The sequence below is a fragment of the Mycobacterium sp. NPDC006124 genome (genome assembly GCF_040614235.1).
GTDB lineage: Bacteria > Actinomycetota > Actinomycetes > Mycobacteriales > Mycobacteriaceae > Mycobacterium.
The window spans coordinates 145,791-159,084 of sequence record NZ_JBEXUA010000002.1; the positions used below are offsets into that span (position 1 = coordinate 145,791).

At 69.4% G+C, this 13,294-nt stretch carries 11 protein-coding genes; 7 read left to right on the forward strand and 4 right to left on the reverse strand.

The features are described from left to right. Positions 1-41: 41 nt before the first annotated feature. The 4 genes from ABZ195_RS04375 to rpmF form a co-directional block, all read right to left on the reverse strand. Positions 42-1,382 (reverse strand): trypsin-like peptidase domain-containing protein, encoded by a 1,341-nt coding sequence (locus tag ABZ195_RS04375; protein WP_355215242.1) that lies wholly within the window; start codon positions 1,380-1,382, stop codon positions 42-44. Between the two features lie 150 nt (positions 1,383-1,532). Beyond that, entirely contained in the window at positions 1,533-2,942 is a 1,410-nt protein-coding gene (locus ABZ195_RS04380; protein WP_355216048.1) for a HAMP domain-containing sensor histidine kinase, read from the reverse strand. A gap of 118 nt (positions 2,943-3,060) precedes the next feature. Beyond that, complete coding sequence (locus tag ABZ195_RS04385) at positions 3,061-3,747, reverse strand: response regulator transcription factor (RefSeq protein ID WP_263994041.1); 687 nt, start codon at positions 3,745-3,747, stop codon at positions 3,061-3,063. Between the two features lie 69 nt (positions 3,748-3,816). Then, entirely contained in the window at positions 3,817-3,990 is a 174-nt protein-coding gene (gene rpmF / locus ABZ195_RS04390) for a 50S ribosomal protein L32 (RefSeq protein WP_355215244.1), read from the reverse strand. Positions 3,991-4,175: 185 nt separating this feature from the next. Between rpmF and ABZ195_RS04395 the strand changes: the two genes are divergently transcribed. The 7 genes from ABZ195_RS04395 to ABZ195_RS04425 all read left to right on the forward strand — a co-directional run bounded on the left by ABZ195_RS04395 (position 4,176) and on the right by ABZ195_RS04425 (position 13,292). Next, complete coding sequence (locus tag ABZ195_RS04395) at positions 4,176-5,906, forward strand: acyclic terpene utilization AtuA family protein (protein ID WP_355215246.1); 1,731 nt, start codon at positions 4,176-4,178, stop codon at positions 5,904-5,906. Beyond that, entirely contained in the window at positions 5,903-7,051 is a 1,149-nt protein-coding gene (locus ABZ195_RS04400; RefSeq protein ID WP_355215248.1) for an acyl-CoA dehydrogenase family protein, read from the forward strand. Before ABZ195_RS04395 ends, ABZ195_RS04400 begins: the two co-directional genes overlap by 4 nt. A 59-nt stretch (positions 7,052-7,110) precedes the next feature. Then, the gene (locus ABZ195_RS04405) at positions 7,111-8,643 is read left to right on the forward strand and encodes a carboxyl transferase domain-containing protein (protein WP_355216050.1); all 1,533 of its coding nucleotides are present in this window, start codon (positions 7,111-7,113) and stop codon (positions 8,641-8,643) included. Between the two features lie 79 nt (positions 8,644-8,722). Continuing rightward, on the forward strand, positions 8,723-10,705 hold the full coding sequence (locus ABZ195_RS04410) for a biotin carboxylase N-terminal domain-containing protein (protein ID WP_355215250.1): 1,983 nt from the start codon (positions 8,723-8,725) through the stop codon (positions 10,703-10,705). Next, positions 10,702-11,859: an acyl-CoA dehydrogenase family protein gene (locus tag ABZ195_RS04415; RefSeq protein ID WP_355215252.1), complete on the forward strand. Its 1,158-nt coding sequence runs from the start codon at positions 10,702-10,704 to the stop codon at positions 11,857-11,859. The genes ABZ195_RS04410 and ABZ195_RS04415 overlap by 4 nt, the downstream gene beginning before the upstream one ends. Continuing rightward, on the forward strand, positions 11,859-12,653 hold the full coding sequence (locus ABZ195_RS04420; RefSeq protein ID WP_355215253.1) for an enoyl-CoA hydratase family protein: 795 nt from the start codon (positions 11,859-11,861) through the stop codon (positions 12,651-12,653). Before ABZ195_RS04415 ends, ABZ195_RS04420 begins: the two co-directional genes overlap by 1 nt. 57 nt (positions 12,654-12,710) lie before the next feature. After that, positions 12,711-13,292 (forward strand): DUF1707 domain-containing protein, encoded by a 582-nt coding sequence (locus tag ABZ195_RS04425; RefSeq protein ID WP_355215255.1) that lies wholly within the window; start codon positions 12,711-12,713, stop codon positions 13,290-13,292. The last annotated feature ends 2 nt before the right edge of the window (positions 13,293-13,294 follow it).

The following is a 13,294-nucleotide window of genomic DNA, read 5'->3' on the forward strand; positions in this document are numbered from 1 at the left end:
GGGCGACGCGATCCTGAGCTCCGGGCGACCCGGCGCGACGGTCACTGCTGCGCCTTGCCGAGGGTGACGTCGACCGTCTGCGGCTTGCCCGAGGTGTCGATGTAGGTCAGCGTGACCTTGTCACCGGGAGCCCGCGACCGCACCGCCGCGACCAACGCGTCGGCACTGCCGATCACCCGGTCGTCGACCTTGGTGACCACCACGCCGGCGGGCATGCCCGCCGCCGAGGCGGCGCCACCGGCGGTCACGTCGACGATCTTGGCGCCGTCGACACTTGCGTCGTTGCCCACCTGCACGCCGAGCGAGGCGTGCGAGGCGGTGCCGCTCTGGATCAGCTCGTCGGCGATGCGCTTGGCCTGGTCGACCGGGATCGCAAAGCCGAGGCCGATCGAGCCGCTCTGCGACTGACCCGAGTCGCCGCCGAGAGTGGCGATGGCGGAGTTCACGCCGACCAGCTGGCCGCTCATGTTCACCAGCGCGCCGCCGGAGTTGCCCGGGTTGATCGCCGCGTCGGTCTGGATGGCGTCGAGCACGGTGTTCTGGTTCTGGGCGTCGCCACCGGCGGCCACCGGTCGGTTCAGCGCGCTGACGATGCCGGTGGTGACGGTGCCCTCCAAGCCGAGGGGCGAACCGATGGCGACGACGTCTTGGCCGACTCGGAGATCACCCGAGGAACCGAGGGTGATCGGGGCGAGTCCGCTGGCTCCGACGGCCTGCACGACCGCGATGTCGCTGCTGGGGTCGGTGCCGACGACCTTGAAGGTGGTCGTCGCGCCGTTGGCGAAGGTCACCTTGGTCTGCACGCCGCCGGCCGGTGCACCGGGACCGCCGTTGGCGGCCGCGACGACGTGGTTGTTGGTCAGGATGAGGCCGTCGGAGGACAGGATGATGCCCGACCCCTCCTCGGACTGCCTGCCCATGTCGGTCTCGAGCTTGACCACGCTGGGCACGACCTTGGCCGCGACCTGCTCGACCGACCCCGCGGGAAGGCTCGCCGCAGGGACGCCGGGCGCCGCTCCGGTCGACGTCGAACTCCACGACGGCTGGCCGGGTTGCACCAGGGTGGCGACACCGCCACCGATGCCGGCCGACACCACCGCGATCGCCAGCGCGCCCACTGTCAGCCGGCCTGCCCGGGAACGGCTGCGGGGCGGCGTCGGCGGTGGCGGCATCATCCGGGTGGCATCGCCGCGGTACGGATCGTGCGGGCCGCGGTAGGACGGCGAGCCCTGGGGCGGTTGCGTCGCGTAGCGCCAGTCGTAGGACTGCTGCGGGTAGGCACCGGTCTGATGCTGGCCGGGGTAGCCCGGCGCCGCGGCCTCGTGCGCACCGGGGCGTTGCCCGTGCGGCGGTGGCGGCGAGTACCTCGGTTGGTTCGTCATTGCGGCTGTTGGCTCTTCTTTCGAGTCGTGTACGTCAGCGGTCTGTCGTGGTAACGAAAGATGTCCCCTGACAGTGCCCCTCTGGGCTGAGAATCCACTTAGAGATCTTTCGGGAGTTGCCCAGAAGTTCCCGTCGACGCAGGCCCCCGGTCATCCATTCTCGGTGCTGCCGGCCACGCCGTCCAACGCACCGGCACCGCGTGTCGCGCCCACCCCGGCGCCGGCGCCGACCATCGGCCTGCCGGGAAGGAGGACGAAGATGGACGTCCCCGGCGGGTCGGCCAGCGGGGTCGCGTAGTCGATGCGAAGCGTGCCACCGTGTTTCACGACGACCTGCTTGACGATCGCCAGGCCGAGACCGGAGCCGGACATCGACCGCGCCGACGTCGACCGGTAGAAGCGCTCGAACACCAACTCGCGCTCGCTCGGCGGAATGCCGGGACCCTGGTCGGAGACCACCAGTTCGGCGTAATTCGCGTCGACCTGGTTGAGCCGCACTCCCACCCGGCCGCCAGGGGGACTCCACTTCGCGGCGTTGTCGAGCAGATTCAGCACGGCGCGGGACAGCGTCGCCTCGTCTCCGTAGACCTGCCATCGGACGGTCTGGACGTCGAATTCGATGTCGTTGCGTCGCCGCCGAACTCGCTCGAGGCTGCGGTCGACGACCTCGGCGAGGTCGACGGGTTCGTGGATGGTGACGCCCGCGTCCTCGCGGCTGAGGTCGACCAGATCGCCGACGAGGGTCGAGAGCTCCTCGATCTGGGCGATCACGTCCGCGCGCAACCCGGCCATCTCCTCCTCGGGAATGCTCGGCGCACCGGGCGCCATCGAGGCCATCAGCAGTTCGACGTTGGTGCGCAGCGATGTCAGGGGCGTGCGCAGCTCGTGGCCTGCGTCGGTGACCAGCCGCGCCTGGCGTTCTCGAGACTCGGTCAGCGCCCGCAGCATCATGTTGAAGGCCTCGGTGAGACGGGCCAACTCGTCGCTGCCGTGTACCGGGATGGGTCGCAGATCGTCGGTTCTGGCGACGCGCTCGGCGGCGTCGGTCAACCGCGCCACCGGTCGCAACCCGGTCCTGGCGACCATGCCGCCCGCGATCGCGGCGACGGCCATGCCAAGACCGCCGACGATCAGCAAGATGGTGCCGAGGCGTTTGATCACCTTGCCGGTCGGGTCGAGGCTCTTCGAGATCAGCAGCGAGTCGCCACTGGGCAGATGAACGGCCAGCACGCGCTGAAAGTTCACCGTGCGCAACGACATTCGCAGCGTCCCCTGGATGACGCCCTTCTCCGGGTCACCAAGGGGCAACGTCTGCCCCTCCTGGTTCGCCGTGTAGATCGACCGGCCGGGCATCACGAACATCGCGTTGACGTCGGAGTAGGCCGTGCCCTCGATCGCCTTGCCGGGGTCGACGGCCAGCAGACCGCTCTCGATCAGCAGCCGGGCGCGGATCTGCAGCTGGTTGTCGATGTCGTCGTAGAGAGCGCGCGACACCACCGCGTAGACGGCCAGGCCCATCAGGACCACCACCATCGCCACCATGGACATCGCGAGCAGCATCACCCGCCACCGCAGAGACACCGAGCTGGCGCGATGCGGGACGTACGGCTGCACGTCGGGGGCGCGTCGTTCGCGAGACCCCCACCAGAACGGCGACCTGACCGAACCCATCAGAGCGTCACGGCGGGGTCTCGCGCAGCACATAGCCGACGCCGCGCACGGTGTGGATGAGTCGCGGCTCCCCCTCGGCCTCCGTCTTGCGCCGGAGGTAGCCGACGTAGACCTCCAGGGCGTTGCCGGAGGTCGGGAAGTCGAAGCCCCACACCTCTTCGAGGATGCGGCTACGGGTCAGCACCCGGCGCGGGTTGGCGATCAGCATCTCCAGCAGGGAGAACTCGGTCCTGGTCAGGCTGATCTGGCGTTCGCCCCGGGTCACCTCCCGGGTCACCGGGTCGAGGCTGAGGTCGGAGAACGTCAGCGCCGCGGAATCACCGTCGTCGGGAAGGACGCGACGCCGAAGCAGCGCCCGCATCCGGGCGAGGAGCTCTTCGAGGGCGAACGGCTTGGGCAGGTAATCGTCGGCTCCGGCGTCGAGGCCGGCGACCCGCTCCGAGACCGAGTCACGGGCGGTGAGTACGAGAATGGGCAGGTCGTCGCCAGTGCTGCGAAGCTGGCGGCACACTTCGAGGCCGTCGAGCCGGGGCATCATGACGTCGAGCACCAGGGCGTCGGGCCGATCGCTGGCGATCAGGTCCAGGGCTTCGAGGCCGTCCTGCGCCAAGTCGACCGAGTATCCGTTGAACGCGAGGGACCGGCGTAGGGATTCGCGCACAGCGCGATCGTCGTCAACCACGAGTATGCGCACAGCCACAGTTTCAACCCAGTGTCTGAGACAGGCCTGAGAGGCGCGCCGCCAGAGGGGGCGACGGGTAGGTCAGCGGCGGTCGAGGTCGATCAGGCCGAGGCGGGCGGCCTTGAGCAGGCGACGCGGCACCTTGTGCTGCTGACCTGCGACGTTGACGTTGACCAGGCCGGTGGCCTCGGTCTTCCACTGCGACCGCCGACTACGGGTGTTCGACCGCGACATTCTCCGCTTCGGCACAGCCATGGGGGTACTTCTCCTCTTGAGATTTCGTGCTCTTGGGGTGCCGCGCTCGCACGGGCGTCGGCAATTGCTCCTCAGAATAGCCGCAGAGCCACCCAGCCTCCAAAAACGCGTCGCCGCCCCTTGACGTGGGACCGGTGGTACCGGCTAACCTACCGGCCTACCGGTTGGTTGAACCGTCGACGACGATGGGAGCTCGTGTGCGTCCGCAGGGCAGCAGCGTCGGGCCGGTCCGCATCGGAAACTGCTCGGGGTTCTACGGCGACCGCCACGCCGCCATGCGCGAGATGGTCACCGGCGGCGAGCTGGACTACCTCACCGGCGACTACCTCGCCGAGCTGACGATGCTGATCCTGGCCCGTGACCGCGCCAAGTCCGCCGACCGCGGCTACGCCAAGACCTTCCTCACCCAGCTCGAGGAATCGCTGGGAACCGCTCTGGACGAGGGTGTGAAGATCGTCGCCAACGCAGGCGGGCTCAATCCGGCCGGCCTGGCCTCCGCCGTGCGGGCGCTGGCCGAGCGACTCGGCCTCGACGTGACCGTCGCCCACGTCGAGGGTGACGACCTCGTCGGCCGGGGCGCCGAGTTCGGCTTCGCCGACGACGTGCTCGCCGCCAACGCCTACCTGGGCGCCTGGGGCATCGTCGACTGTCTCGCCGCGGGCGCCGACGTCGTCGTCACCGGCCGCGTGACCGACGCGTCCGTGATCGTCGGACCCGCGGCCGCCCACTTCGGCTGGACGCGCACGGACTACGACGCCCTCGCCGGTGCCGTGGCAGCCGGGCACGTCATCGAATGCGGCACCCAGGCCACCGGCGGCAACTTCGCCTTCTTCGGTGAGATCCCCGACCTGATGCACCCTGGCTTCCCCATCGCCGAGATCGAGGCCGATGGATCGTCGGTCATCACCAAGCACGAGGGCACCGGCGGACTGGTCAGCGTCGACACCGTCACCGCTCAGCTCCTCTACGAAATTGGCGGCGAGCGCTACGCCAACCCCGACGCGACCCTGCGGGTGGACAGTCTCCGGTTGAGTCAGGACGGTCCCGACCGCGTGCGGATCACCGGCGTCCGTGGCGAGGAGCCGCCGCCCACGCTCAAGGTGTCGCTCAACGCCGTCGGCGGATTCCGCAACGCGATGACCTTCGTGCTCACCGGACTCGACGTCGACGCCAAGGCCGACCTGGTGCGGCGTCAGCTCGAGGCCGGCCTGTCCGTGCGGCCTGCCGAGTTGGAGTGGACGCTGGCGCGCACCGACCATCCCGACGCCGACACCGAGGAGGCGGCCAGCGCACTGTTGCGGTGCGTGGTCCGCGACTCCGACCCGAAGATCGTCGGTCGTCAATTCTCCTCGGCGGCAGTCGAACTGGCACTCGCCAGCTATCCGGGGTTCACCACGACGGCACCGCCCGGCGACGGCCAGGTGTACGGCGTGTTCACCGCCGGCTACATCGACGCGACCGACGTGCCCCACGTCGCGGTGCACGCCGACGGTCACCGCACGTCGATCCCCGCCGCGTCGCCGACCAGGGTCCTCGAGCCCGTCGACCCGGCCCCGCTGCCGCCGCCGTTGCCGCCAGGCCCGACCCGTCGGGGACCACTAGGCCAGATCGCCGGCGCGCGCAGCGGCGACAAGGGCGGCAGCGCCAACGTGGGCGTCTGGGTCAGAGCCGACGACCACTGGCGTTGGTTGGCGCACGAGCTCACCGTGGATGCCCTGCGCGAATTGCTCCCGGAGACAAGGGATTTGATCGTCACCCGATATCTGCTGCCCCATCTACGCGCGGTCAACTTCGTCATCGAGGGCATCCTCGGCAAGGGGGTGGCCCACCAGGCCCGCTTCGACCCCCAGGCCAAGGGGCTCGGCGAATGGTTGCGCTCCCGCCACGTCGACCTACCGGAGGCCTTTCTCTCATGAGCGTATGGACCACCCCTGAACGCGAACAGCTCCGAAAGACGGTGCGCACGTTCGCCGAACGCGAGATCCTGCCCTACGCCGCCGAGTGGGAGCGCACCGGCGACATCCCGCGCGAACTCCACCTCAGGGCGGGCGAGGCAGGACTGCTCGGCGCCAGCCTCCCGGAGTCGGTCGGCGGTGAGGGCGGCGACGGCGCCGACGCGGTCGTCATCTGCGAGGAATTGCACCAGGCGGGCGTGCCCGGTGGCGTGTTCGCCTCGTTGTTCACCTGCGGGATCGCCGTGCCGCACATGGTTGCCTCGGGTGACCAACGCCTGATCGACACCTATGTGCGCCCGACGCTGCGGGGCGAGAAGATCGGCTCGCTGGCGATCACCGAACCCGGTGGTGGTTCCGACGTCGGGCACCTGACCACGAGAGCCGTTCGAGACGGCGACGAGTACGTGCTCAACGGAGCCAAGACCTACATCACCTCCGGCGTGCGGGCGGACTACGTCGTCACCGCCGCGCGGACCGGCGGTCCCGGCGCGGGTGGGGTGTCGCTCATCGTCGTCGACAAGGGCACACCGGGGTTCGAGGTCAGCCGCAAGCTGGAGAAGATGGGGTGGCGCTCCAGCGACACCGCCGAGCTGTCCTACACCGACGCCCGGGTGCCGGTGGCCAACCTGATCGGCGTCGAGAACACCGGGTTCCTGCAGATCGCCGGGGCCTTCGTCTCCGAGCGGGTCGGCCTGGCCGCCCAGGCGTACTCCAGCGCGCAGCGCTGCCTGGACCTGACCGTCCAGTGGTGCCGCGACCGCGAAACCTTTGGCCGGCCCCTGATTTCGCGCCAGTCCGTGCAGAACACCCTGGCCGAGATGGCGCGGCGAGTCGACGTGGCACGGGTGTACACGCGCTACCTGGTCGAGCGGCAACTCGATGGTGAGACCAACCTGATCACCGAGGTGTGCCACGCCAAGAACACCGCCGTCGAGGCCGGCGAGTGGGTCGCCAACGCGGGCGTGCAGTTGTTCGGCGGCATGGGCTACATGGCCGAGTCGGAGATCGAGCGCCAATACCGCGACATGCGCATCCTGGGGATCGGCGGCGGCACCACCGAAATCCTCACCGGGCTGGCCGCCAAGACGCTCGGATATCAGTCGTGAGCCCACTCGCATCGACGATCGACACCCGATCACCCGCCTTCGCCGAGGCCACCGCCGCGATGACCGCCAAGCTGGCCGAACTCGAGACCGAGCACGCCAAGGCGCTGTCCGGTGGCAGCGCCAAGTCCGTCGAACGCCACCATGCGCGCGGCAAGCTGACCCCGCGCGAGCGCATCGAGTTGCTGCTCGACGCCGACTCCCCCTTCCTCGAGTTGAGCCCGCTGGCCGCCTGGGGCAGCGACTTCCACGTCGGCGCCAGCGTCGTCACCGGCATCGGCGTCGTCGAGGGCGTCGAGTGCCTGGTCGTGGCGAACGATCCCACCGTCAAGGGCGGCACGAGCAATCCGTGGACGTTGCGGAAGATCCTGCGCGCCAACCAGATCGCCCGCGAGAACCGACTCCCGGTGATCTCGCTCGTCGAGTCCGGCGGCGCGGACCTGCCGACGCAGAAGGAGGTGTTCATCCCCGGCGGCCAGATGTTCCGTGACCTGACCCGGCTGTCGGCGGCCGGCATCCCCACCATCGCCCTGGTGTTCGGCAACTCCACCGCGGGCGGCGCCTACGTGCCCGGCATGTCCGACCACGTGGTGATGATCAAGGAACGGTCGAAGGTGTTCCTGGCCGGGCCGCCCCTGGTCAAGATGGCGACCGGCGAGGAGTCCGACGACGAATCCCTCGGCGGAGCCGAGATGCACGCCCGCACCTCGGGTTTGGCCGACTACCTGGCCAACGACGAACTCGACGCCATCCGCGTCGGCCGTCGCATCGTGGCCCGGCTGAACTGGCACAAGGCCGGCCCGCGCCCGCGGCCGGTGACGGAACCGCTGTTCGACGCCGAGGAGTTGGTGGGAATCGTCCCCGCCGATCTGCGGGTGCCGTTCGACCCCCGCGACGTGATCGCCAGGATCGTCGACGGCTCGGAGTTCGACGAGTTCAAGCCGCTCTACGGTGGCTCGCTGGTCACCGGTTGGGCGACGTTGCACGGCTTTCCGATCGGCATCCTGGCCAATGCGCGCGGGGTGTTGTTCAGCGAGGAGTCGCAAAAGGCCACCCAATTCATCCAGCTCGCGAACCGCTCTGACACGCCACTGTTGTTCCTGCACAACACCACCGGCTACATGGTCGGCAAGGCCTATGAGGAAGGCGGCATGATCAAGCACGGTTCGATGATGATCAACGCCGTCTCCAATTCGACGGTGCCGCACATCTCGCTGCTGCTCGGCGCGTCCTACGGCGCGGGCCACTACGGCATGTGCGGGCGGGCCTACGATCCACGCTTCCTGTTCGCCTGGCCCAGCGCGAAGTCGGCCGTCATGGGCGGAACCCAGCTGGCCGGCGTGATCTCGATCGTCAGCCGGGCGGCCGCCGAGGCCCGCGGTCAGCAGGTCGACGAAGACGCCGATGCTGCGCTGCGGGCCGCAATCGAGGCCCAGATCGAGGCCGAGTCTCTGCCCATGTTCCTGTCCGGCCGCATGTTCGACGACGGCGTGATCGATCCCCGCGACACCCGCACGGTGCTCGGAATGTGTCTGTCCGCCATCGCCAACGCACCGATCGAGGGGACGTCGAACTTCGGCGTCTTCCGGATGTGAGCGCCCCCATGAGCGCGATTTCGGCGTGTTTGGTCACGGTGAGCGCGACCGATCACGCCGAAATCGCAGGAGGAGCGAGATGATCACCCGAGTTCTGGTCGCCAACCGGGGCGAGATCGCCCGCCGCGTGTTCGCCACCTGCCGCCGGCTCGGCATCGGCACCGTGGCGGTCTACACCGACCCCGACGCCGGGTCGCCCCACGTGGCCGAGGCCGACCTCCGGGTGCGCCTCGACGGCCGTGACGGCTATCTCGACGCCGCCCAGCTGATCGCGGCGGCGCGGGCCGCCGGCGCCGACGCCGTTCACCCCGGTTACGGGTTCCTCTCCGAGAACGCCCAATTCGCCGCGGCCGTGCTGGATGCCGAACTGACGTGGATCGGCCCGCCGGTGGCCGCCGTGCAGGCGATGGGCAGCAAGATCGAGGCCAAGAAGATGATGGCCGCGGCCGGAGTGCCGGTCCTCGACGAACTCGACCCCGAGACCGTCACCGCCGAGCAGCTACCCGTGCTGATCAAGGCGTCCGCCGGTGGCGGCGGCCGTGGCATGCGCGTGGTGCACGACCTCGACCAGCTCGCCTCCCAGGCCGAAGCGGCCCGCCGGGAGGCGCAGTCCGCCTTCGGCGACGGGACGGTGTTCTGCGAGCGCTACCTCGCCACCGGCCACCACGTCGAGGTGCAGGTGATGGCCGACGCCCACGGGGTGGTGTGGGCGGTCGGCGAACGTGAGTGCTCGATCCAGCGCCGTCACCAGAAGATCGTCGAGGAGGCCCCCTCGCCGCTGGTCGAACGCATCCCCGGGATGCGCGCCAAGCTCTTCGACGCCGCCCGGCTGGCGGCCGAGGCGATCTCCTACACCGGCGCCGGCACGGTGGAGTTCATGGCCGACGACCACGGCGACTTCTTCTTCCTCGAGATGAACACCCGGCTGCAGGTGGAGCACCCCGTCACCGAGGAGACCACCGGGCTGGACCTCGTCGAGCTGCAGTTGCTGGTCGCCGACGGTGGCCGACTCGACGCCGAACCCCCAGCGGCACGCGGACATTCGATCGAGGCCCGGCTGTACGCCGAGGACCCGGCGAAGGAGTGGCAACCGCAGGCCGGTCCGGTGCACCACGTCGAGGTGCCCGGTGCGCTCACCGAATTCGAGCTGCTCGGCCGCACCGGCGTCCGCGTGGACTCCGGCATCGTCGACGGCTCGGCGGTCTCGGTGTTCTACGACCCGATGCTGGCCAAGGTGATCTCCCGTGCCCCCACTCGTGGACAGGCCGCGGGCATCCTGGCTTCGGCGCTGGCACGCACCCGAGTACACGGCATCCGGACCAACCGCGACCTCCTGGTGAACGTCCTGCGGCACCCCGCGTTCCTCGACGGTGCCACCGACACCGCGTTCCTGACGACCCATGGTCTGGCCGAACTGGCTACACCCCTTGCCGATTCGTCGGCGGTCACGACGTCAGCGGTCGCGGCCGCCCTCGCCGACGCGGCCGCCAACCGCGCGGCCGCCGCCGTTCTGGGCGGGCTGCCGAGCGGGTGGCGCAACCTGGCGTCGGGCTTTCAGACCAAGCGCTATCTCGACGACGCGGGCGTCGAGCACGAGGTGCGCTACCGGCTCGGCCGGGCGGGACTCGAACTCGACGGTGACGACACCGTCACGCTGGTGTCGGCGGCGCCAGAACGGGTCGTGCTACGCATCAGCGGCGTGGAGCACCCGTTCGACGTGGCGCGCTACGGCCCGTCCGACGCTCAGGACGTCTTCGTCGACGGTGCGCTGGGTCCGGTGCACCTCGTGGCCGTTCCCCGGTTCCCCGATCCCGACTCCGCCGTCGCCGAGGGGTCTCTGCTGGCGCCGATGCCGGGCGCGGTGACCAGGGTGGCCGCCGCAGTCGGCGATGCGGTCACCGCCGGTCAACCGCTGATCTGGCTGGAGGCCATGAAGATGGAGCACACCATCGCCGCCCCCACCGACGGCGTGCTCGTCGAACTCAACGTCACGGCCGGTCGACAAGTCGACGTCGGTGCCGTCCTTGCTCGCATCGACAACCCCCAAGGAGATTCCGCATGAGCTTCATCGAGACCGACGAACAGCAACAGCTTCGCAAGGCCGTCGCCGCGCTGTCGGCCAGCTACGGGTCGGAGTACTACCTGGAGAAGGCCCGCGCCGGCGAGCACACCACCGAGATGTGGAGCGAGGCAGGCAAACTGGGCTTCATCGGAGTGAACCTCCCGGAGGAGTACGGCGGCGGTGGCGCGGGCATGTACGAGCTGTCGCTGGTCATGGAGGAGATGGCGGCCGGCGGCTGCGCCCTGCTGATGATGGTGGTCTCCCCGGCCATCAACGGCACCATCATCGCCAAGTACGGCACCGACGAGCAGAAGCAACGCTGGCTGCCCGGCATCGCCGACGGTTCTATCACCATGGCGTTCGCCATCACCGAGCCGGACGCGGGCTCCAACTCGCACAGGATCACCACGACGGCCCGCCGCGACGGGGACGACTGGATCCTCTCGGGTCAGAAGGTGTACATCTCCGGCGTCGACCAGGCCCAGGCGGTGCTCGTCGTGAGCCGCACGGCCGAGGCCAAGACGGGCAATCTCAAGCCCGCGCTGTTCGTCGTGCCCACCGACACCCCCGGCCTGTCGTGGACGAAGATCGACATGGAGATCGTCAGCCCGGAGAACCAGTTCCAGCTGTTCCTCGACGACGTTCGGCTACCCGCCGACGCTCTGGTCGGCTCGGAGGACGCCGCGATCGCCCAGTTGTTCGCCGGGTTGAATCCCGAACGCATCATGGGTGCGGCGAGCGCGGTCGGCATGGGTCGCTTCGCAATCTCCAAGGCCACCGACTACGTCAAGACCCGGCAGGTGTGGAAGACGCCGATCGGTGCCCACCAGGGCATCTCACATCCGCTGGCGCAGAATCACATCGAGATCGAGCTGGCCAAGCTGATGATGCAGAAGGCCGCGTCGCTCTACGACCTCGGCGACGACGGCGGTGCTGCCGAGGCCGCGAACATGGCCAAGTACGCCGCGGGCGAGGCGTCGGTGCGCGCGGTGGACCAGGCCGTGCAGTCCCTCGGTGGCAACGGGCTGACCAAGGAGTACGGCATCGCCTCGGTGTTGACGGCCTCGCGGCTGGCCCGCATCGCGCCGGTGAGCCGGGAGATGATCTTGAACTTCGTCGCCCAGACGTCGCTGGGCCTCCCCCGGTCGTACTGATGGGCGCCCTGGTCACCTACGCCGTCGACGGTCCGGTCGCCCGGCTGACGCTGGATTCGCCGCACAACCGCAACGCCCTGTCGACGGCCCTGGTCGCGGCTCTGCACGACGGGCTGTCCTCGGCCGCGGCCAATCCCGACGTGCGGTGCGTGGTGCTCGGCCACACCGGCGGCACGTTCTGCGCCGGTGCCGACCTGAGTGAGGCGGCCGGACGCAGTCCTGGCGACCTGGCCAGCGACCGGGCCCGCGAGATGACGAGCCTGCTGCGGGCGCTGGTCGCCTTGCCGATGCCGGTGATCGGTGTGGTCGACGGGCACGTCCGGGCGGGTGGCCTCGGCCTCATCGGAGCATGCGACATCGTCGCCGGACCGTCGAGCACCTTCGCGTTGACCGAGGCGCGGATCGGTGTCGCCCCGTCCATCATCTCGTTGACCCTGCTGCCCAAGATGTCCGCGCGCGCCGCGGGACGCTACTTCCTCACCGGGGAGAAGTTCGGACCCGCCGAGGCCCGGGCGGTCGGTCTGGTGACCGTCGCTGCGGATTCGCCCGACGAGGTGGCCGCCACCGCCGCGAGGCTGGTGGCCGACGTCACGAAGGGGTCACCACAGGGCTTGGCGGCGTCCAAGGCGTTGACGACCGCCGCTCTGCTCGCGAGCTTCGACGCCCATGCCGAGGCTCTGACCACGCAATCGGCGGCGCTGTTCGTCTCCGAGGAGGCCCGGGAGGGCATGACGGCGTTCCTGCAGAAGCGTCCACCGAAATGGCTAAGCGGTGCCGGCGAGGCCGCCATGTAGCTGACATCGGTGTACGACGCCTTGCATGTCTGACCGATCGTCGTAGGCTCGACCACGATGAGCAATGGAGCGCCGCGGTACGGGTCGATGCGCGCTGGCGACTCCGATCGCATTCAGGTGGCACAGTTGCTGACCGATGCCGCCGCACAGGGCCGACTCGAGATGAGCGAATACGAGGATCGCCTCAAGAAGGCGTACGCGGCTCAGACTCTCGACGAGCTCGACCGCCTCAGTTCGGACCTGCCCGGCATCGCCACCACGGCGCCGGCGATCGGACCGGGCGAGCCGGCGCCGTCGACCTTGCTCCTGGCGATCATGAGCGGTTTCGAGCGGCGTGGCCGCTGGAACGTGCCGAAGCGGCTGACGTCGGTGGCGTTGTTCGGTGGCGGCGTGATCGACCTCCGCTACGCCGACTTCACCACCTCCGACGTGGAGATCCACTCCTACTCCATCTTCGGCGGCCAGACGATCCTGCTGCCGCCCGAACTGAACGTCGCCGTGCGCGGCGTCGGGGTGATGGGCGCGTTCGACCACCTTGGCGACGAGGGATCCCCCGGCGCCCCACACGTCACGATCCGCGGGTTCTCCCTCTGGGGCAGCGTCGGGATCAAGCGCAAGAAGCGCAAGGCGCCCCAGTAGCG

What these genes read in the sequence shown, in the direction of transcription:
- ABZ195_RS04400 (WP_355215248.1), top strand. Translation starts at nt 5,903, where the DNA reads ATGAGCGTATGGACCACCCCTGAACGCGAACAGCTCCGAAAGACGGTG.
- ABZ195_RS04405 (WP_355216050.1), top strand. Translation starts at nt 7,111, where the DNA reads ATGACCGCCAAGCTGGCCGAACTCGAGACCGAGCACGCCAAGGCGCTG.
- ABZ195_RS04415 (WP_355215252.1), top strand. Translation starts at nt 10,702, where the DNA reads ATGAGCTTCATCGAGACCGACGAACAGCAACAGCTTCGCAAGGCCGTC.
- ABZ195_RS04375 (WP_355215242.1), bottom strand. Translation starts at nt 1,382, where the DNA reads ATGACGAACCAACCGAGGTACTCGCCGCCACCGCCGCACGGGCAACGC.
- ABZ195_RS04380 (WP_355216048.1), bottom strand. Translation starts at nt 2,942, where the DNA reads ATGCTGCTCGCGATGTCCATGGTGGCGATGGTGGTGGTCCTGATGGGC.
- ABZ195_RS04420 (WP_355215253.1), top strand. Translation starts at nt 11,859, where the DNA reads ATGGGCGCCCTGGTCACCTACGCCGTCGACGGTCCGGTCGCCCGGCTG.
- ABZ195_RS04425 (WP_355215255.1), top strand. Translation starts at nt 12,711, where the DNA reads ATGAGCAATGGAGCGCCGCGGTACGGGTCGATGCGCGCTGGCGACTCC.
- rpmF (WP_355215244.1), bottom strand. Translation starts at nt 3,990, where the DNA reads ATGGCTGTGCCGAAGCGGAGAATGTCGCGGTCGAACACCCGTAGTCGG.
- ABZ195_RS04410 (WP_355215250.1), top strand. Translation starts at nt 8,723, where the DNA reads ATGATCACCCGAGTTCTGGTCGCCAACCGGGGCGAGATCGCCCGCCGC.
- ABZ195_RS04395 (WP_355215246.1), top strand. Translation starts at nt 4,176, where the DNA reads ATGGGAGCTCGTGTGCGTCCGCAGGGCAGCAGCGTCGGGCCGGTCCGC.